Source organism: Frederiksenia canicola, from assembly GCF_011455495.1.
Classification (GTDB): Bacteria; Pseudomonadota; Gammaproteobacteria; order Enterobacterales; family Pasteurellaceae; genus Frederiksenia; species Frederiksenia canicola.
Map to the genome: position 1 here is coordinate 590,930 of NZ_CP015029.1, position 17,884 is coordinate 608,813.

The 17,884-nt window shown below is 41.8% G+C and carries 23 protein-coding genes; 12 read left to right on the forward strand and 11 right to left on the reverse strand.

Features of this window, described 5'->3' with window-relative positions; genetic code table 11:
• Nucleotides 1-16: 16 nt before the first annotated feature.
• The 12 genes from rplF (at nucleotide 17) to rplQ (ending at nucleotide 6,553) form a co-directional block, all read left to right on the forward strand.
• On the forward strand, nucleotides 17-550 hold the full coding sequence (gene rplF / locus A4G17_RS02925) for a 50S ribosomal protein L6 (RefSeq protein WP_123957327.1): 534 nt from the start codon (nucleotides 17-19) through the stop codon (nucleotides 548-550).
• Nucleotides 551-564: 14 nt separating this feature from the next.
• Nucleotides 565-918, forward strand: coding sequence for a 50S ribosomal protein L18 (rplR, locus tag A4G17_RS02930; RefSeq protein WP_123957326.1), 354 nt, complete (start codon nucleotides 565-567; stop codon nucleotides 916-918).
• A gap of 14 nt (nucleotides 919-932) precedes the next feature.
• On the forward strand, nucleotides 933-1,433 hold the full coding sequence (rpsE, locus tag A4G17_RS02935; protein WP_005625147.1) for a 30S ribosomal protein S5: 501 nt from the start codon (nucleotides 933-935) through the stop codon (nucleotides 1,431-1,433).
• A 6-nt stretch (nucleotides 1,434-1,439) separates the two neighbouring features.
• The gene (gene rpmD, locus A4G17_RS02940; RefSeq protein ID WP_005599315.1) at nucleotides 1,440-1,619 is read left to right on the forward strand and encodes a 50S ribosomal protein L30; all 180 of its coding nucleotides are present in this window, start codon (nucleotides 1,440-1,442) and stop codon (nucleotides 1,617-1,619) included.
• Between the two features lie 4 nt (nucleotides 1,620-1,623).
• On the forward strand, nucleotides 1,624-2,058 hold the full coding sequence (rplO, locus tag A4G17_RS02945; protein ID WP_123957325.1) for a 50S ribosomal protein L15: 435 nt from the start codon (nucleotides 1,624-1,626) through the stop codon (nucleotides 2,056-2,058).
• A 3-nt stretch (nucleotides 2,059-2,061) separates the two neighbouring features.
• On the forward strand, nucleotides 2,062-3,384 hold the full coding sequence (gene secY / locus A4G17_RS02950) for a preprotein translocase subunit SecY (protein ID WP_123957324.1): 1,323 nt from the start codon (nucleotides 2,062-2,064) through the stop codon (nucleotides 3,382-3,384).
• Between the two features lie 24 nt (nucleotides 3,385-3,408).
• Nucleotides 3,409-3,522, forward strand: a complete 114-nt coding sequence (rpmJ, locus tag A4G17_RS02955; protein WP_123957323.1) for a 50S ribosomal protein L36 — start codon at nucleotides 3,409-3,411, stop codon at nucleotides 3,520-3,522.
• Nucleotides 3,523-3,660: 138 nt separating this feature from the next.
• Nucleotides 3,661-4,017, forward strand: coding sequence for a 30S ribosomal protein S13 (rpsM, locus tag A4G17_RS02960; RefSeq protein ID WP_005599322.1), 357 nt, complete (start codon nucleotides 3,661-3,663; stop codon nucleotides 4,015-4,017).
• Between the two features lie 18 nt (nucleotides 4,018-4,035).
• Nucleotides 4,036-4,425 carry a 30S ribosomal protein S11 gene (rpsK, locus tag A4G17_RS02965; RefSeq protein ID WP_123957322.1) on the forward strand — a complete coding sequence of 130 codons (390 nt, stop codon included), beginning with the start codon at nucleotides 4,036-4,038 and terminating at the stop codon, nucleotides 4,423-4,425.
• A 29-nt stretch (nucleotides 4,426-4,454) separates the two neighbouring features.
• The gene (rpsD, locus tag A4G17_RS02970; protein WP_123957321.1) at nucleotides 4,455-5,075 is read left to right on the forward strand and encodes a 30S ribosomal protein S4; all 621 of its coding nucleotides are present in this window, start codon (nucleotides 4,455-4,457) and stop codon (nucleotides 5,073-5,075) included.
• Between the two features lie 63 nt (nucleotides 5,076-5,138).
• Entirely contained in the window at nucleotides 5,139-6,128 is a 990-nt protein-coding gene (locus A4G17_RS02975) for a DNA-directed RNA polymerase subunit alpha (protein ID WP_123957320.1), read from the forward strand.
• A 35-nt stretch (nucleotides 6,129-6,163) separates the two neighbouring features.
• Nucleotides 6,164-6,553, forward strand: a complete 390-nt coding sequence (gene rplQ, locus A4G17_RS02980) for a 50S ribosomal protein L17 (RefSeq protein ID WP_123957319.1) — start codon at nucleotides 6,164-6,166, stop codon at nucleotides 6,551-6,553.
• Nucleotides 6,554-6,809: 256 nt separating this feature from the next.
• Here rplQ and araD read toward each other — a convergent pair whose 3' ends face one another.
• The 11 genes from araD to A4G17_RS03035 all read right to left on the reverse strand — a co-directional run bounded on the left by araD (nucleotide 6,810) and on the right by A4G17_RS03035 (nucleotide 17,875).
• Nucleotides 6,810-7,502, reverse strand: coding sequence for an L-ribulose-5-phosphate 4-epimerase (araD, locus tag A4G17_RS02985; protein WP_123957318.1), 693 nt, complete (start codon nucleotides 7,500-7,502; stop codon nucleotides 6,810-6,812).
• Nucleotides 7,496-8,356, reverse strand: coding sequence for an L-ribulose-5-phosphate 3-epimerase (locus A4G17_RS02990; protein WP_123957317.1), 861 nt, complete (start codon nucleotides 8,354-8,356; stop codon nucleotides 7,496-7,498). The genes araD and A4G17_RS02990 overlap by 7 nt, the downstream gene beginning before the upstream one ends.
• A gap of 18 nt (nucleotides 8,357-8,374) precedes the next feature.
• Entirely contained in the window at nucleotides 8,375-9,832 is a 1,458-nt protein-coding gene (locus A4G17_RS02995; protein ID WP_123957316.1) for an FGGY-family carbohydrate kinase, read from the reverse strand.
• 5 nt (nucleotides 9,833-9,837) lie between these two features.
• The gene (locus tag A4G17_RS03000) at nucleotides 9,838-10,725 is read right to left on the reverse strand and encodes an SMP-30/gluconolactonase/LRE family protein (RefSeq protein ID WP_123957405.1); all 888 of its coding nucleotides are present in this window, start codon (nucleotides 10,723-10,725) and stop codon (nucleotides 9,838-9,840) included.
• A 72-nt stretch (nucleotides 10,726-10,797) separates the two neighbouring features.
• Nucleotides 10,798-11,904, reverse strand: coding sequence for an ABC transporter substrate-binding protein (locus A4G17_RS03005; RefSeq protein WP_123957315.1), 1,107 nt, complete (start codon nucleotides 11,902-11,904; stop codon nucleotides 10,798-10,800).
• 19 nt (nucleotides 11,905-11,923) lie between these two features.
• Entirely contained in the window at nucleotides 11,924-12,970 is a 1,047-nt protein-coding gene (locus A4G17_RS03010; RefSeq protein ID WP_123957314.1) for an ABC transporter permease, read from the reverse strand.
• Between the two features lie 59 nt (nucleotides 12,971-13,029).
• On the reverse strand, nucleotides 13,030-14,544 hold the full coding sequence (locus tag A4G17_RS03015; protein WP_123957313.1) for a sugar ABC transporter ATP-binding protein: 1,515 nt from the start codon (nucleotides 14,542-14,544) through the stop codon (nucleotides 13,030-13,032).
• A 94-nt stretch (nucleotides 14,545-14,638) separates the two neighbouring features.
• On the reverse strand, nucleotides 14,639-15,625 hold the full coding sequence (locus A4G17_RS03020) for a TRAP transporter substrate-binding protein (RefSeq protein WP_123957312.1): 987 nt from the start codon (nucleotides 15,623-15,625) through the stop codon (nucleotides 14,639-14,641).
• A gap of 17 nt (nucleotides 15,626-15,642) precedes the next feature.
• The gene (locus A4G17_RS03025; protein WP_123957311.1) at nucleotides 15,643-16,923 is read right to left on the reverse strand and encodes a TRAP transporter large permease subunit; all 1,281 of its coding nucleotides are present in this window, start codon (nucleotides 16,921-16,923) and stop codon (nucleotides 15,643-15,645) included.
• Nucleotides 16,920-17,402 (reverse strand): TRAP transporter small permease, encoded by a 483-nt coding sequence (locus A4G17_RS03030; RefSeq protein WP_123957310.1) that lies wholly within the window; start codon nucleotides 17,400-17,402, stop codon nucleotides 16,920-16,922. The genes A4G17_RS03025 and A4G17_RS03030 overlap by 4 nt, the downstream gene beginning before the upstream one ends.
• Nucleotides 17,399-17,875 (reverse strand): NanQ anomerase/TabA/YiaL family protein, encoded by a 477-nt coding sequence (locus tag A4G17_RS03035; RefSeq protein WP_123957309.1) that lies wholly within the window; start codon nucleotides 17,873-17,875, stop codon nucleotides 17,399-17,401. Before A4G17_RS03035 ends, A4G17_RS03030 begins: the two co-directional genes overlap by 4 nt.
• Nucleotides 17,876-17,884 lie beyond the last annotated feature (9 nt).

Consider the following 17,884-nt stretch of genomic DNA (forward strand, 5'->3'; position numbering starts at 1 on the left):
TAGAGGGGTAGGAAGAATGTCTCGTGTTGCAAAAGCACCTGTTAATATTCCTGCCGGTGTTGAAGTAAAACTCAACGGTCAGCTATTAACAGTTAAAGGTAAAAATGGCGAGTTATCTCGTGAAATTCATAATGCAGTTGAAGTAAAATACGATGCTAACGCATTAACTTTCGCACCAAAAGAAGGCGTTGTAAATGCAGATGCTCAAGCAGGTACTGCTCGTGCACTTGTTAATGCTATGGTAATTGGTGTTACTGAAGGCTTTACTAAGAAATTGCAATTAGTTGGTGTTGGTTACAGAGCTCAAATGAAAGGTAACGTAGTTGCTTTAAGCTTAGGTTTCTCACACCCAGTTGAACACGCGTTGCCAGCAGGCGTCACTGGTGAATGTCCATCTCAAACAGAAATCATTCTTAAGAGTGCAGACAAACAGTTAATCGGTCAAGTGGCAGCTGATATTCGTGCATACCGCAAACCTGAGCCTTATAAAGGTAAAGGTGTACGTTATTCTGATGAAGTTGTACGTACTAAAGAAGCGAAGAAAAAGTAAGGTAAGGTAACACTATGGATAAGAAAGTAGCTCGTATCCGTCGTGCAAGCCGTGCACGTCATTTAATGAGAGAGCAAGGTGCAACCCGTTTGGTTGTCCATCGCACACCTCGTCATATTTATGCGCAGGTTATTGCACCTAATGGCTCAGAAGTACTAGTAGCAGCTTCAACTGTTGAAAAAGTAATTAAAGAGCAAGTTAAATATACTGGTAATAAAGACGCAGCAGCAGTAGTTGGTAAATTAGTTGCTGAGCGTGCTTTAGCTAAAGGTATTCAAGCGGTTGCATTCGATCGTTCAGGTTTTAAATACCACGGTCGTGTACAATCATTAGCAGATGCTGCTCGTGAAGCTGGTCTTCAGTTCTAATAGAGGAATTTGAGATGTCAAACATCGAAAAACAAGCTGGTGAACTGCAGGAAAAGCTAATCGCGGTTAACCGTGTATCTAAAACCGTAAAAGGTGGTCGTATTATGAGTTTTACTGCTTTAACAGTAGTAGGCGATGGTAACGGTCGTGTAGGTTTTGGTTACGGTAAAGCTCGTGAAGTTCCAGCAGCTATCCAAAAAGCGATGGAGAAAGCTCGTCGCAATATGATCAATGTAGCTTTAAATGAAGGTACATTACAACACCCAGTTAAGGGTTCTCATACTGGTTCTCGTGTGTTTATGCAACCAGCAAGCGAAGGTACAGGTATCATCGCAGGTGGTGCAATGCGTGCAGTATTGGAAGTTGCAGGTGTTCACAACGTACTTTCAAAAGCATACGGTTCAACAAACCCAATTAACGTTGTTCGTGCAACTATTGATGCACTTGCAAATATGAAATCACCAGAAATGGTTGCTGCTAAACGTGGTAAAACCGTTGAAGAAATTTTGGGGTAATTGAATATGGCAAAAACTATCAAAGTAACACAAACTCGTAGCTCTATTGCTCGTTTGCCGAAGCATAAAGCAACGTTAAAAGGCTTAGGTCTTCGTCATATTCGACACACAGTAGAGTTGATTGATACACCTGCAGTACGTGGTATGATCAACCAAGTTTCATACATGGTTAAAGTTGAGGAGTAATAGAATGCGTTTAAATTCTCTATCCCCAGCTGAAGGTGCTAAACATAGTGCAAAACGCTTAGGTCGTGGTATTGGTTCTGGTTTAGGTAAAACAGGTGGACGTGGTCATAAAGGTCAAAAATCTCGTACAGGCGGCGGTGTTCGTCGTGGGTTCGAAGGTGGTCAAATGCCTTTATATCGTCGTTTACCGAAATTTGGTTTTACTTCTCTTAAAGCATTACACGTAGCCGAAGTTCGTTTAAATGAATTAGCAAAAGTAGATGGCAATGTTATCACTTTAGATGCACTTAAAGCAGCAAACGTAATCACTAAAGATATTTTATCAGTGAAAGTTATCCTTTCCGGTAATATCGAGAAAGCGGTTACTGTAAAAGGCTTAGGTGTAACTAAAGGTGCAAAAGCTGCTATCGAAGCTGTTGGTGGTTCTGTCGAGGAATAATAAATGGCTAAACAACCAGGATATCAAGGTAATTCTCAAAAAGGAACTGGTGAGTTAAAATCAAGATTATTGTTTGTATTAGGTGCATTAATCGTTTTTCGTATTGGTTCTTTTATTCCTGTTCCTGGTATTGATGCTTCTGTATTATCCGAGTTAGTTCAGCAACAAAAAGGCACCATTATTGAGATGTTTAATATGTTCTCTGGTGGTGCTTTAAGCAGAGCGTCAATTTTTGCATTAGGTATTATGCCTTATATCTCTGCATCAATTATTATGCAGTTGCTCACTGCGATTCACCCAGCTTTGATGGATCTCAAAAAAGAAGGGGAAGCAGGAAGGCGTAAAATTAGCAAATATACTCGCTATGCGACGCTGTTATTAGCAAGTATTCAAGCTGTTGGTATTTCATTTGCCCTACCGAATATGATTGATGGATTAGTACCTAATCCAAGCGTCTTATTCTATATTACTTCTATTATTAGTTTAGTCACAGGTACAATGTTCTTGATGTGGTTAGGTGAGCAAATCACTGAACGTGGCATCGGTAATGGTATTTCGTTGATTATCTTTGCTGGAATTGTGGCTGATCTTCCGTCAGTCATTGGGCAAACAATTGAGCAGGCTCGTCAAGGGGAAATCTCTTTACCTGTTCTTTTACTAATAGCTGCAATCGCATTTGCAGTAACATATTTTGTTGTCTTTGTGGAACGTGGACAAAGAAGAATAGTTGTAAATTATGCAAGCCGTCAGCAAGGAAGAATGATGGCCCCTGCAAGATCATCTCATTTACCATTGAAAGTTAATATGGCAGGTGTTATTCCTGCAATTTTTGCTTCAAGTATCATTTTGTTCCCTGCGAGTATTACTCAATGGTTTGGTCAGAGCGAAGGTTTTGAATGGTTATTTGATTTATCTCAGTTATTACAACCAGGTCAACCGTTGTATATTGTTCTTTTTACAATGGCTGTAATTTTCTTTGCATTCTTCTATACTGGGATGCAATATAACCCACGTGATACAGCGGATAATTTGAAAAAGTCAGGTGCGTTTGTACCAGGTTATCGACCAGGCGAGCAAACATCGCGTTATATTGATAAAGTAATGACACGTTTAACCTTAATCGGTGCGTTATATATTACTTTTGTTTGTTTGGTTCCTTATATCATTACATCCTTATGGAAAGTATCTTTCCAACTTGGTGGTACATCATTATTGATTGTAGTGGTAGTAATTATGGATTTCATCGCACAGGTTCAAAGTCATTTAATGTCTTTACAATATGATTCTGTGTTGAAGAAAGCCAATTTGAAAGGCTTAGGACAGTAGTCCTAGATCAAAAAAGGATAAGCAATGAAAGTTCGTGCTTCAGTTAAGAAATTATGTCGTAACTGCAAAATTGTTAAACGTGAAGGTGTTGTTCGCGTAATTTGCAGCGATGCTAAACACAAACAACGTCAAGGTTAATTGACATTCTTTCTTGCAAAGAACCGGCTGAGTAGGTATACTGCTCAGCTCATTTCGTCCTGATATACTGTTTGAGTATCCTGAAACGGGCTTTTCAAGATCAGTATATCAATAACTTTAGTTAAATAGGAGTGCATAGTGGCCCGTATTGCAGGCATTAACATTCCTGATCAAAAACACACCGTAATTGCACTAACTGCTATTTATGGCATCGGTAAAACTCGTGCAAAAGCAATTTGCGCTGCAACGGGTATTGCTGAAGATGTGAAGATCAGAGAATTGTCTGAAGAGCAGATTGAAAAACTGCGTGAAGAAGTTGGTAAATTTACTGTCGAAGGTGATTTACGTCGTGAAGTAACTTTAAGCATCAAGCGTCTTTTAGACCTAGGCTGCTACCGTGGTTTACGTCATCGTCGTAGTTTACCAGTACGTGGTCAACGTACTAAGACTAATGCGCGTACTCGCAAGGGTCCACGCAAACCGATCAAAAAATAATCGGAGTAGATAAATAAAATGGCTAAAACACCAGTTCGTGCACGTAAACGTGTAAAAAAACAGATCGCAGATGGCGTAGCTCATATCCACGCATCTTTCAATAACACAATCGTAACCATTACTGACCGTCAAGGTAATGCTCTTGCTTGGGCAACCGCTGGTGGTTCAGGTTTCCGTGGTTCTCGTAAATCAACCCCATTCGCAGCTCAAGTGGCAGCAGAGCGTTGTGCTGAAGTTGTTAAAGAGTTTGGTTTAAAGAATTTAGAAGTTATGGTTAAAGGTCCGGGTCCAGGTCGTGAATCTACAATTCGTGCATTAAATGCAGCGGGTTTCCGTATCACGAATATTACTGACGTGACTCCGATTCCTCATAACGGTTGTCGTCCACCGAAAAAACGTCGCGTATAATTTGACGTTAGAATAATTGGAGAAAGAAAATGGCAAGATATTTGGGTCCAAAGCTCAAGCTAAGCCGTCGTGAAGGTACTGATTTATTCCTTAAATCAGGTGTTCGCGCGATCGAGTCAAAATGTAAAATTGATACAGCACCTGGTCAACACGGTGCTCGTAAACCTCGCTTATCTGACTACGGTAGTCAGCTTCGTGAGAAACAAAAAGTTCGCCGTATGTATGGTATTTTGGAGCGTCAATTCCGTAATTACTATAAAGAAGCTAACCGTTTAAAAGGCAATACCGGTGAGAACTTATTAGTATTGTTAGAGGGTCGTTTAGATAACGTCGTTTACCGTATGGGTTTTGCTGCAACTCGTGCAGAAGCACGTCAGCTTGTTAGCCATAAATCTATTGTTGTAAACGGTCGCGTTGTAAATATCCCTTCTTATCAGGTTTCTGTTGATGATGTAATCGCAGTACGTGAGAAATCTAAAAAACAAGCACGTATCAAAGCGTCATTAGAGCTAGCGACACAACGTGAAAAACCAACTTGGTTAGAAGTTGATGCGACAAAAATGGAAGGTGTATTCAAACGTACTCCTGAACGTTCTGATCTATCAGCAGATATTAATGAACATCTGATCGTTGAGCTATACTCTAAATAATAATTAAAACATTATTTTATTTATTGTTTAGTTTCATCAGTTCAAAAGCAAAGAGAGGATAAGATGCAGGGTTCTGTGACAGAATTTTTAAAGCCACATTTAGTGAATATTGAACAAATCAGTTCAACTCACGCCAAAGTGACCTTAGAGCCGTTAGAGCGTGGTTTCGGCCATACATTAGGTAACGCACTTCGTCGCATTTTACTTTCGTCTATGCCTGGTTGTGCAGTTACAGAAGTAGAAATTGATGGTGTATTACATGAATACAGCAGCAAAGAAGGCGTACAAGAAGATATTCTTGAAGTATTGTTAAACCTTAAAGGTCTAGCGGTAAAAGTTCAAAATAAAGATGATATTATTTTGACGCTCACTAAATCTGGAATTGGCCCTGTAACTGCAGCCGACATTACACACGATGGTGATGTTGAAATTGTAAATCCTGACCATATTATTTGCCACTTAACCGATAAAAACGCATCAATCAATATGCGTATTCGTGTTCAGCGTGGTCGTGGTTATGTGCCAGCTTCTGCTCGTGTACATTTACAAGATGATGATCGCCCAATCGGTCGCTTATTAGTGGATGCACGCTTCAGCCCAGTAGATCGCATTGCTTATAATGTGGAAGCTGCTCGTGTTGAACAGCGTACAGACTTAGATAAGCTAGTTATTGAGATGGAAACCAATGGAACATTAGATCCAGAGGAAGCAATCCGTCGTGCTGCAACGATTTTAGCTGAACAGTTAGCTGCATTCGTTGATCTGCGTGATGTTCGTCAGCCAGAAGTAAAAGAAGAAAAACCGGAATTTGATCCAATTCTTCTTCGTCCAGTAGATGACTTAGAGCTGACAGTTCGTTCTGCTAACTGTTTGAAAGCAGAGACAATTCACTATATCGGTGATTTAGTCCAACGTACAGAAGTTGAGTTGTTAAAAACACCTAACCTTGGTAAGAAATCGCTTACTGAGATTAAAGATGTTCTCGCTTCTCGTGGTCTATCACTGGGTATGCGCCTTGAGAATTGGCCTCCAGCAAGCATTGCTGAAGACTAATTTTAGGTATAGATTTTCTAAGAAGGAATAAGGTTATGCGCCATCGTAAGAGTGGACGTCAATTAAACCGTAACAGCAGCCATCGTCAAGCGATGTTCCGTAATATGGCAGCAGCGTTAATTGGTCACGAAATTATCAAAACTACGTTACCAAAAGCGAAAGAGTTACGTCGTGTAGTTGAGCCGTTAATTACTTTAGCAAAAGTTGATAGCGTTGCTAATCGCCGTTTAGCTTTTGCTCGTACTCGCAACGTTGAAACAGTTGCTAAATTATTCAATGAATTAGGTCCACGTTTTGCAAATCGTGCAGGTGGTTACACTCGCATTTTAAAATGTGGTTTCCGTGCAGGCGATAACGCACCAATGGCATACATTGAGTTAGTTGAACGCCCAGAAGTTGCAGCTGAAGAAGCAGTAGCGGAATAATAAAAGACCAATAAAAAAGCCCGATGTTTATCGGGCTTTTTTTTATTGCTAATTAAAAACCACCTTTTATGATCTGTGCTGTAATCTGTTGGAAGTTCAATCTAACTTTTGGGATAAAGATTATGAAAAGGTGGTTTTTTAGGGTATAAATTCGTTTTAGTTTTTTTCTCGATAGCTACGATTTGCAAAAATCAGAACGGAAGTGACCGCTTGTATGATAACAAGCGGTCACTTCCACTCAATTTTTTGCAAATGCTTACTGCCCATAATACGCATTTTTACCGTGTTTGCGTAAGTAATGTTTATCGAGCAGTTCTTGCTGCATGGCCTGTACATTTGGACGAATGAGTTTGCTACAGAAATTCATATAGGCAACTTCTTCTAGCACCACGGAATTATGTACGGCATTGTGTCCATCTTTGCCCCATGTGAATGGTCCGTGGGAATGTACCAACACGCCAGGTACCATATTTGGATTGATACCTCGTTTTTGGAAAGTCTCAACAATCACTTTGCCTGTTTCTAATTCATACTCGCCTGCAATTTCCGCAGGGGTCATTTTACGGGTGCAAGGCACGGAACCGTAGAAATAGTCACCGTGAGTGGTACCTAGTGCAAGAATGTCTTCACCCGCTTGTGCCCAGCCTACGGCGTGACGAGAGTGGGTATGTACCACGCCGCCAATGCCTGGGAATTGACGGTAGAGTTCCAAATGGGTTGGCGTATCGGAAGATGGTTTTTTATCACCCCACACACGATTACCTTGTAGATCGACGATCACGATGTCATCAACGGTCATCACATCGTATTCTACGCCAGAGGGCTTGATCGCTACTAAGCCTGTTTCACGATCAATCTCACTCACATTGCCCCAAGTGAAAGTGACTAAACCGTATTTAGGTAGTTCTAAATTCGCTTGTAAAACACGTTCTCTTAATTCTTTTAACATTGGAAACCCCCTTCTTGCATTTTTTGTTCGATCCAACGGCGAGCGTTGATGATTTCAGCGATTGGCTCTTTGGCTTTTTCTGTCCACATTTCAATTAAGAATGCACCACGGTAGTTCAGTTCTGCTAAGGTCTTGAAGCAAGCCACAAAATCTACGCAGCCATCACCAAATGGCACATCACGGAATTGGCCTTGGCAAGTTTCGGTGACTTTGTAAGTGTCTTTGAGATGAATAGCGGAAATTTTGTCGATGCCGAGCTTGAGTTCTTCAGCAACGTTGTCATTCCACGCGGAAAGATTTCCCAAATCTGGATAGACGGTAAACCAAGGGGATTTGATGATGTTGTCCCATTTTTTCCAGCGAGAAATGGAACTCATAAATTTAGTATCCATAATTTCAACTGCAAGGGTAACTTGATTGCTCGCCGCTAATTCAACCGCCCATTCTAAACCTTGTTGAAAACGTTCAATGGTACCTTTGTCTTGTTCTTCGTAATAGACATCGTAACCCGCTAATTGAATGGTGCGAATGCCGAGATCAACTGCCAGCTGAATGGCTTTTTCCATAATTTCATAAGCTTTTTGGCGAGTGGCTTCATCACGGCTACCAAATGGGAAGCGACGGTGCCCAGAAAGGCACATCGAAGGGATAGTAATGCCGGTATTGACAATGGCTTTGACTAAGTTAAGACGTTCTTTTTTACTCCAGTCTAAACGGGCGAGTCGCTCATCAGTCTCATCAATCGAGATCTCTACAAAGTCAAACCCGCAGGCTTTGGCAATGGAAAGTCTATCTTGCCAACTGATATTTTTCGGAAGGGCTTTTTCATAAATCCCCAGTTTGTGTTTTCTCACAGTATCTCCTCATTAAAGTTAGTGTAATGCTTTTAATACTTCGACTAATTTTTTGTAGCGTTGGTATTTGTCTTGATAGTTTTGGAAATTTGCTTGATTTGGAAAAACGTGTTTTACCTGTTCACCTAGAATATTTATCTCGCTGAGATTGATATTATCTGCTTGCATTGCCATTAATGCTGCCCCTAAACAGCCTGTTTCCTCGGTAGCGGGAATTTCTAAACGCATTCCAGTTAAATCTGCCAACATTTGCATCCAAACATCAGATTTGGTTGGCCCACCTGTGATTCGCAATACATTGACTTGAGGGAAGCGTACAAACATTCGCTCTAAATGATACATTAAACTGAATAACACCCCTTCATAAATGGCTTGCAGTAAGTGAGGCTGAGTATGATAGGACTGCATACCATAAAAACCGGCTTTCATCCCTAAACCTGCATTAGAACCATATAAAAATGGAATAAAGAACACAGAACTTTCAGCAGCTGGGAGAGTAGCAATGCTTTGGTTAATTTGATCGTAATTTAGATTCCACTGTTTCACAAACCATTCTAAGTTACCTGAAGATGTTGGGCTGGCTTCGTGTACAATATATTTATGTTGTTGGGCGTAGCGACCATAGACAAACGGCAACTGTTTCGTGGCGTCAATTGTATCCGTAATTCCACTCACTACAGACCATGTGCCTAACACAACATTGAGCGTTGTTTCATCGTCTAAACCGGCACAAAGTGCTGTGGAAACCACATCAAACAGTCCTCCAACAACAGGAGTCCCGACGACTAACCCCGTTTTCATTGCCGCATCTTGTGTCACGAATCCTGCAATATGGTCGGGTGAAATAATGGGAGGGAGTTTATCGAAAATGTCTTCAATCCCTAATAATGTGGCTAATGACTCATCATATTTCCCTGTTGCCATATTATACAGGTTTGATTCAGAAATATTGGTTTCTTCACAATATAATTCACCTGTTAAGCAAAAACGAAGGTAATCATGTGACATTAATACCGCTCCAATTTTTGCGTATCGTTCTAGTTGATGTTCTTTTATCCAACGTAAAATAGAAACTGGGTGCCCTGTCCACAGCGTTTGTCTTGTGATCGGATAGAGTTGTTGTGGTATGTTTTGCTCTTGCCATTGTTTAACAATATCAATCGAGCGTTGATCGGAAGATAAAATAGCACGACCTAATGGTTGATGCTGTTTGTCGAGTAAAAATGCCCCTTTACCCTGTGCAGAAATGCCAACCCCTTTAATTACATTAGGGTCTAGCGTACTTTTAGCGATCACTTGACGAATGACTTCGGCACACATATTCCAAAGTTGCGTCATATCTCGTTCTGCGTAACCTGCTTGTTCACTAATCACTTCGACATTTTGACGAACAACGGAAATCATTTTTCCCATTTCGTCAAATAATGCACCTTTAATAAAAGTGCCGCCACAATCAATGCCTAGGTAGTAATTCATAATTTCTATCTCAATGTTAAACAATAAACACTATCACTTGCTGTAATAAATAGCGTTTTCTCATCATCACCAAAAGTACAATTAGAGGTCGTTTTCCCTAAAATGAATCGTCCTAACAACGTGCCGTCAGCTAAGAGCACAGCAAGCCCTGTTTCACAGCTACAGAAGATCACTTGTTGTGAGTTAATGCAGAAGCCGTCAGGAATACCAGGGTGGATTTCAGCCACAGTTTGTCGGTTTTTAAGGTATTTACCTTCCACGTCAAATACGACTAAATGATGTAAACCATCTTGCCCAAATTCCACTGCAGACATATCGGCAACAAAGAGCTGGCTTTCATCAGGTGAGAAAGCAAGTCCATTTGGACGCATTGTATTGAAGGTGGCGATGTTGATGTCGTTTGTTTTGGGATCAAAACGATATACATAGCAGCCAATCACTTCGCTAGGTGATTTATGTCCTTCATTATCACTCAAGATGCCGTACGGCGGGTCAGTAAACCAAATGGTACCGTCCGACTTAATCACCAGATCGTTCGGGGAGTTGAGCTTTTTACCGTCAATACTTCCCACAAGCAAGGTAACATTGCCTGCTGAGTCGGTGCGGCTAATGCCACGTCTGCCATGTTCACAGGTGAGTAAATTGCCGTCGTGATCTATCGCATTTCCATTGGAGAAGTTAGACGGAGAACGGAGTAATTGTACGCCTTTATTTGCATTCCATTGATACATTTTGTTGGCTTTGACATCGCTGAATATCAAATTTTGGGTTTGGCTGTTCCAAGCAGGCCCTTCTGCCCAAATTGCACCATTGAATAATTCGGTGAGTTGGAATTGTGTGCCAACGAGTGTATGGAACCGCTCATCATACACTTCAAATTTCACATCTTGCATATTTTGTCCTTCCGAATGCAAGCGGTAGGATCCGCTAAACATTTTGCAAATCCTACCGCCTTCAATTTCAAACTATTTCACGCCCCAAATGGCTTTGTAAGCCTCTTTATAACCATTTTGTGGGTCGTAAAGGTTATTTTCCCCGCCATCAAATGCCACGTTTTCTTTGGTGACGAGATGTGCTGGTGTCACATAACCGGATGGTTTTTCTTTTGCAAAAGCACGATTTAGCTCATCAACTAATTGCCAACCGTGTAAATTTAATGGTTCTGGAACCGTCGCAAATTGTTTATCGCTATTGCGAATACGTTGGTAAGCCGTTACTGAACCATCGCCCGCAGAAATGTTCAACGGTTTGTCTTTATTGGCGGAACGCAATGATGGTGCCATAAAGTCAAAATATAAGTCGTTGATTGCAAGGGCATACTGGAGATTGTCGCCATATTTCTGTAGTAGATTGAATGTGAGACTTGGCATACGGCTTGAGGTATCCGCTAACGGCGTGTCAATAAACTCCAGTACTTTGCACTCTTTGCATTTCTCGATCGTTTCTTTCATCACATTCGCTTTACGTAGTGCGATTTCATACAGCGAGTCGGTTAAGATCACGACTTGTGCTTTTCCGTTAGAATCGGCAACCGCAAGCATGGCGGAAAGTTTGGCAATTTCATCGGAATCTGAGGTAACGTTGTAGAAAATGCCGTACTTATCAATTGCACCTGGCTCAGGTGTAGCGTGCCAAGCTGCGAGTGTGATGCCATTCTGTACCGCTTTTTTGAGTGGTACTTTGGCAACGTTCGGATTCCAGCCGCCAATGATGATCGCATCAGGTTTGCGAGCAATTGCTTGGTTTAAGGCAGCAAGCTGATTATTAACACTGCCAGCACCATCAAGTACATCAAATTTCCAATTTGTGCTTTTCACAGCTTCTTTCATGCCATCAATTACACCAAGTACTCCGCCATTTTTCATATCAGAAGCGATAAAAATGACCGTTTTGTTTTGCTGTAATTGTGGACCTGTGGTTGGGCCGTCCCATTTTTCCTGTTTTGCCGTTGCCGCCGCAACAAGTTGTTTGGCTTCATCGACGAAAGGATCATTGGCGAATGCAGTATTGGTGATTGAGAAACCCGCTAACACGGCAAGTGCGGTTAAAGTACGACGAAAATAACGTTTCATGATGTTCTCCTTAAAGAGGTTATTGAGAGACTTTTTTCTGTACAGCTTTTTGATTAAGCAAGCGTTTACGTTGAGCGTAGCCTGCAATCGTGATGGAAAGTAGTAACGTGGTACCGTTAAACAACGGTTCAACCCAGAACGCACCGCCAAATTGTTGAATGCCTGAAATACCAATAGCGAGAATTGCTATCCCAACAACGGTTCCCCACACATTGATTCGTCCAGGGCGAATTGTCGTACTGCCTAGGAATGCCCCAACAAGAGCTGGCAGCAGATAATCCATCCCCACGCTCGCTTGTCCAACGCCTTGTTGTGCAGAGATCAATACACCAGTGAACGCAGTGATAACGCTCGATACCATAAAGGGCACAATGGTGTATTTCTTGATGTTAATACCATTTAAACGTGCTGCAGTTGGGTTGCCACCCACCGCATACATACAGCGTCCTGTTGGCGTATGTTCTGTCACCAACCAAAGCACAATTGCGACCGCTAAAACATAGAACGCCGAAATAGGAATGCCAAAAATTTCAGTACTGTTTAAGGCGATGAACTCATCAGGTAAATCGCCCACGATTTGACGGCCACCAGAGTGCCACAGTGCCACCGCATATAGCACAGTGCCAGAACCGAGCGTGGCAACGAAGCTATCAATATCCGCAAGGGCAACTAAGATCCCATTAAGTAATCCATAAAGTGCGGCGATGATGAGTACGGTAAGAATGGCCATCTGCCATGAAAAACCGTACTGTACTTGGAGCGTGATTACTAGGATATGCCATAGCACGATCCCAAAACCTACATTTAAGTCGATTTTGCCGACAATCATCGTAGTCGTTGCCGCTAGGGCAAGTAACGCAATTTTGGATTTACTTTCTAAAATCGCATTCAATGTTAGCATTGAAGCAAATGAATCTGTTGTGAGTGAGAAAATAATCACGAGCAGCACACAGAGCCACAATAAACCATAGCGAGTGAGCATTTGTGAAAACCAAGCCATAAAGCCATCTCGAGCAATAGAGACGGGTTGTTCTAGTGCTGTCGATTTAATATTCGTTTGAGCCATAAATTACTCCTATTACAAGCGGTCAGATCCGCATAAGATTTTGCAAATTTATCGGTAAATCATACCGCTTGTTTTGATTGACTATCTGAAGCAAGAGCCAACAAATTGGCAAATGTGACTTGCTCATTGCGTAATTCACCTGCGATATCGCCACGGTTAAACACCAAAGCACGGTTACAGAGGTGAGCAATTTCTTCAAAATCCGTTGAAATGACAATAATAGCGACACCTTGTTGCAACGCTTTATTTAACAGATCATAAATCTCTGCTCGAGCCCCGACATCAACGCCTGCAGTGGGATCTTCCAAAATTAAAACGGGGGTATTTAAGTGCATCCAGCGGGCGACCACAATTTTTTGTTGATTGCCGCCAGATAAGGCACTGACATCAATAAACAGATTTTTAGGGCGGATATCAAACAGCTGGAACTTGAACCAACTTTCTCCCAATTCCTCACGGCGGCTATACCATTTCAATGGTGAGTGGCCACTTAATACGGGGTTAATGAATAGGTTTTCGGTGGTAGTCATTGACATCACCAAGCTTTCACGGGTTCGATCCCCAGCGACTAAAGCAATGCCTTTTTGAATCGCTTCTTGAGGGGAGTGAGCAAGGTAAGGTTGATTGGCTAATTGCATATTGCCGTTGTCGAGATGACGCAACCCAAAGAGCAAACGCCCGATTTCTTCTTGGCCTGCACCACGCAACCCAGCAAGAGCTAACATTTCCCCTTTATGCAAGGTGAAGGATACGGGACCAGTATCACCCACAACAACTTGATGGAGCGAAAGAATTTCAGGTGTGTTTTCAGGTAGCGGAATACGCTGTTTGCCACGACTTTCTTCGCCAACGATTGCTTTAACCAAACCTTTCACATCGTAATCTTTGGTATAGCCTTCGGCGACGGGGAAACCATCTCGCATCACTAGAATGCGATCTGAAATCGCAATGACTTCATCTAAACGGTGAGTGACGTAAATCATCCCAACGCCTTGATCACGTAACCGGTTGAGAACAGTAAACAGATGTTCAACATCGCTGGCAGGAAGTGAAGCGGTAGGTTCATCTAAGACTAAAATTTCTGCATTGACGGCAATAGCACGGGCGATCGCTAACAAGGCTTTTTCCGTGCGGCTTAAATCAAACACGCGGGTGTCTGCAGAAAGCTGAATGCCGACAAAATCAAGGGCTTGTTGGGCTTGTCGCCGGATCTCTTTCCAATCAATTAACCCAAAGCGACGTGGGAATCCCATCACAAATGCCATGTTTTCTGCAATGGTCATCCATTCAATTAAGCCAAGATCTTGGTGGATAAAGGCGATCGGTTTTTTGATGCCTTTTTCAAGAGACAGGGCGGAGTGGATTTTGTGATTGTGAAACAGAATATCGCCTTCATCACGTTCATAAATGCCCGCAAGAATTTTGATCAGTGTGGATTTTCCTGCCCCATTTTCACCTAATAGGGCGACAACTTCTCCTGAAAAAATATCTAGGCTCACGTCGTTTACTGCAATATGTGAGCCAAATTTTTTAACAATATGTTGCAAACTTAAAATAGGCTGTTGTGTTGCCATGGTTTCCTCCTTGTGAATGAGGAGAGCAAACAAGCGGTCAGATTCTTGCAATATTTTGCAAATTTCGTTTGCGATCTTACCGCTTGTCGTGAGATTACTTCGCTAATGCGTCAATTTGTTTGACAAGTTCATCGCCGTTTTTCTCAATAAAGGCTTTACGCACGTCTTTTTCAATGATCGCTTTAAATGGTTGGTTATCCACTTTTTCGACGATTTGAATGCCTGCTTTTTGTAATTTCTCTAGAATGCCTTTTTCATTTTCTAGGTTGAGTTGACGTTGGTATTTACCCGCCTCTTGTGCGGCTTCAACGACTGCTTGCTGCAATTCAGGGCTTAAGCCATCAAATTTCGCTTTGTTCATCACTACGATGAGCGGGGTGTAGCCGTGATTCGTTAAACTTAAGTGTTTTTGTACTTCATATAATTTGGCTGACCAGAAAATACCTACTGGGTGTTCTTGAGCATCTACGGCTTTCGTTTCTAATGCGGTGTAAAGCTCAGACAATGGCATTGGTACAGGATTTGCACCTAAAAGGCTGAATGCTTGAATGTACATTGGGTTTTGATTGGTACGTACTTTCAAGCCCTTAATATCATCTGGACCATTCACTGGGTGTTTAGAGTTGGTAAATGAACGGAAGCCCACTTCCCAGAAAGCCAAACCTTTCAGACCTTGAGCGTCTAAAGACTTCAATAAGCCTTGACCAATTTCGCCGTCTAATACCGCATAAGCGTGCTCACGGTCTTTAAAAATAAAAGGAATATCAATCACATTGAGTTTTGGTTCAAGCCCTGAAAAGTTTGGTGAGCCAGACATTTCAAGATCAATGGTTCCACCACGCACGGCACTGATCATGGTTTGTGCATTACCAAGCGTGCTGTCTGGGAATAGGCTGAGTTTGATTTCACCTTTAGTTTTCTCTTTTAATAGGTCATTAAATTTTTTAGCTGCAGTATGTTGAGTGTCGCTGCGTGGTGCTTCATAGCCAAAACGAAGTGTGGTTTCAGCGTTCACATTTGCGGTGAACAGTGTGGCTCCAGCAATTACCGTTGCTAAGGTTTTAAGATTGAAAAATTTCATAAACATCTCCTAATAGATTAAGGTTGCATCCACGAGAGTGGGGTTAAAATCAATGAAGGGAAGAAGATGAAAGCGAACAGCAAAACAACCATCATCAACATATAAGGTAAAACGCCTTTAGCGGCTTGGTCGAAAGGCAATTTCGATACCCCGGTGATCACATTTAATACGTTACCCACAGGTGGTGTAATCAAGCCAATAGAGGTATTTAAAATAAAGATCACGCCGAAATAGACAGGATCAATACCCGCCTCTTCGACTAGCGGCATAAGTACCGGAGTGAGAATTAAGACGGTTGGTGTTAAGTCCATTACCATGCCAATGATGAAAACCGCAAACATAATGACAATGAGCAACAGTGTTGGTGAATCAATTAAAGGCTCAAGTAGCTCTGTCATCATTTGTGGAAGCTCTGCCACTGTAATCAGCCAACCGGTAACATTGGCGGCCGCAACTAAGAACATCACCACGGCGGTTGTTTTACCTGCAGCGAGAATGACTTTGTATAAGTCTTTAAATTTCAGCTCACGATAGATAAACAGAGACACGACTAAAGCATAGAAGGTTGCAACAGCCCCTGCTTCTGTTGGAGTAAACATACCAGAGCGGAATCCACCAATGATGATCACAGGCAGCATCAATGCCCAAATACTATTTTTGAAAGAAATACAAAGCTCTTCTTTGGTTGCTTTAGAAAATGTCATTAAATTTAAGCGCTTCGCTTGCCACCACCACAGTGCAGCTAAACAGAAACCCATTAGAATGCCAGGGAAGATACCCGCTAAGAACAATTTGGTAATCGAAACGCCACTAGCAACACCAAAAACGATAAAGGGAATCGAAGGCGGAATAATTGGAGCGATGATCCCTGCGGTACCAATTAACCCTGCAGAGCGGTCTAGCGGATAGCCCGTGGTTTTCATCATTGGCAACAACATAGCCGCAACGGCTGCAGTGTCTGCCACAGCAGAACCAGAAAGACTCGCCATAATCATCGCGGCAAGAATCGCAACAAAACCTAAACCACCACGTTTATGACCAACTAACTTCATCGGGAGATCGATAATTCGTTTCGACAGTCCCCCTTCATTCATAATTTCTCCAGCAAGGATAAAAAATGGAATTGCCATCAGAGAGAAACTGTCTGCTCCACTGACTAATTGTTGGGCGAGAATTTGGGCATCAAATAGATCTAAATGTAGCATCAATGCAATGCCACAGATAAGCAATGAAAAGGCAACAGGGATACCTAATATGATCGAGCCTAAAAGCACAGAGAGAAAAATCACGACAGTCATTGATTATCTCCTTTAACTAATTGACTGGCGGTTGTGATCAAGCGAGTCAGTAGCAATATACCGATCAGTAAACCTGCAATTACACTTGCAAAAAAAGTAATGCCTTGTGGTAAACCAGAAATAGGAGCAAGATTATTAAGATTGAGTTTAAATTGTGTCCAGCTACCGCTAACCATTAAGTAGCAACAGAACAGCATTGCTGAATCCGTGAATAAACCTAGCACCTTGCGTTTTTTCTCAGAGAGTTTGCTGGTTAGCATCGTGACACTGACATGCTGATTTTCGCTAAATGCGAGAATTGCCCCTAAAAAGGCTAACCAGACAAACAGATAGCGAGAGACTTCTTCAGTTACATTAATGCTACTGTTAAATCCATAGCGTAAAACGACATTAAGAAAAACTAAACAAGACATGGATGCAAGGATGATCACGACCAGCATTTCTAAGGTTTTACCCACAAATACCGCTAAGGATTTCATTGTCCCTCCTTGATTTCACTCATCGCTACTTTTACGACGACTTTGCGAATTTTGGATTTTTCACCATCAATGCAATTGGGACGATGGATATCATTTGGAAAAAATACTGCGAAACTACCCGCTTGCATAACCAACTCACTTTCAGATTTTGCATCTTGATAGAATTGAATGTCTCGCTCAGGGTCGTAAGCTACTGCAATTTGATTTTCACCAAGATCAACCGCTACGCCAATTCTCTCTTTACCTGAATGAAGATATTGCACATCAAGATAATGGCGATGGACTTCAGGTAAGTTGTCTGATTTGTGCTGGGTTTCTAAATCAAGAACTTGTGCATAAATTTGATCGCCTTTGAGTGGGTAGCGTCCAACTTCGAGAGCATCAAAGTCCGTTGATTGTAAATAACGCAACGCAAACTGTATCGCTTCGGGATAAACATTCAAATTCATGTTTGAGATGTGTCCAAGAAACATAAATCCCCC

Coding starts and splice junctions, on each gene's coding strand:
- rplF (WP_123957327.1), top strand. CDS start 17: ATGTCTCGTGTTGCAAAAGCACCTGTTAATATTCCTGCCGGTGTTGAA.
- rplR (WP_123957326.1), top strand. CDS start 565: ATGGATAAGAAAGTAGCTCGTATCCGTCGTGCAAGCCGTGCACGTCAT.
- rpsE (WP_005625147.1), top strand. CDS start 933: ATGTCAAACATCGAAAAACAAGCTGGTGAACTGCAGGAAAAGCTAATC.
- rpmD (WP_005599315.1), top strand. CDS start 1,440: ATGGCAAAAACTATCAAAGTAACACAAACTCGTAGCTCTATTGCTCGT.
- rplO (WP_123957325.1), top strand. CDS start 1,624: ATGCGTTTAAATTCTCTATCCCCAGCTGAAGGTGCTAAACATAGTGCA.
- secY (WP_123957324.1), top strand. CDS start 2,062: ATGGCTAAACAACCAGGATATCAAGGTAATTCTCAAAAAGGAACTGGT.
- rpmJ (WP_123957323.1), top strand. CDS start 3,409: ATGAAAGTTCGTGCTTCAGTTAAGAAATTATGTCGTAACTGCAAAATT.
- rpsK (WP_123957322.1), top strand. CDS start 4,036: ATGGCTAAAACACCAGTTCGTGCACGTAAACGTGTAAAAAAACAGATC.
- rpsD (WP_123957321.1), top strand. CDS start 4,455: ATGGCAAGATATTTGGGTCCAAAGCTCAAGCTAAGCCGTCGTGAAGGT.
- A4G17_RS02975 (WP_123957320.1), top strand. CDS start 5,139: ATGCAGGGTTCTGTGACAGAATTTTTAAAGCCACATTTAGTGAATATT.
- rplQ (WP_123957319.1), top strand. CDS start 6,164: ATGCGCCATCGTAAGAGTGGACGTCAATTAAACCGTAACAGCAGCCAT.
- araD (WP_123957318.1), bottom strand. CDS start 7,502: ATGTTAAAAGAATTAAGAGAACGTGTTTTACAAGCGAATTTAGAACTA.
- A4G17_RS02995 (WP_123957316.1), bottom strand. CDS start 9,832: ATGAATTACTACCTAGGCATTGATTGTGGCGGCACTTTTATTAAAGGT.
- A4G17_RS03000 (WP_123957405.1), bottom strand. CDS start 10,725: ATGCAAGATGTGAAATTTGAAGTGTATGATGAGCGGTTCCATACACTC.
- A4G17_RS03005 (WP_123957315.1), bottom strand. CDS start 11,904: ATGAAACGTTATTTTCGTCGTACTTTAACCGCACTTGCCGTGTTAGCG.
- A4G17_RS03010 (WP_123957314.1), bottom strand. CDS start 12,970: ATGGCTCAAACGAATATTAAATCGACAGCACTAGAACAACCCGTCTCT.
- A4G17_RS03015 (WP_123957313.1), bottom strand. CDS start 14,544: ATGGCAACACAACAGCCTATTTTAAGTTTGCAACATATTGTTAAAAAA.
- A4G17_RS03020 (WP_123957312.1), bottom strand. CDS start 15,625: ATGAAATTTTTCAATCTTAAAACCTTAGCAACGGTAATTGCTGGAGCC.
- A4G17_RS03025 (WP_123957311.1), bottom strand. CDS start 16,923: ATGACTGTCGTGATTTTTCTCTCTGTGCTTTTAGGCTCGATCATATTA.
- A4G17_RS03030 (WP_123957310.1), bottom strand. CDS start 17,402: ATGAAATCCTTAGCGGTATTTGTGGGTAAAACCTTAGAAATGCTGGTC.
- A4G17_RS03035 (WP_123957309.1), bottom strand. CDS start 17,875: ATGTTTCTTGGACACATCTCAAACATGAATTTGAATGTTTATCCCGAA.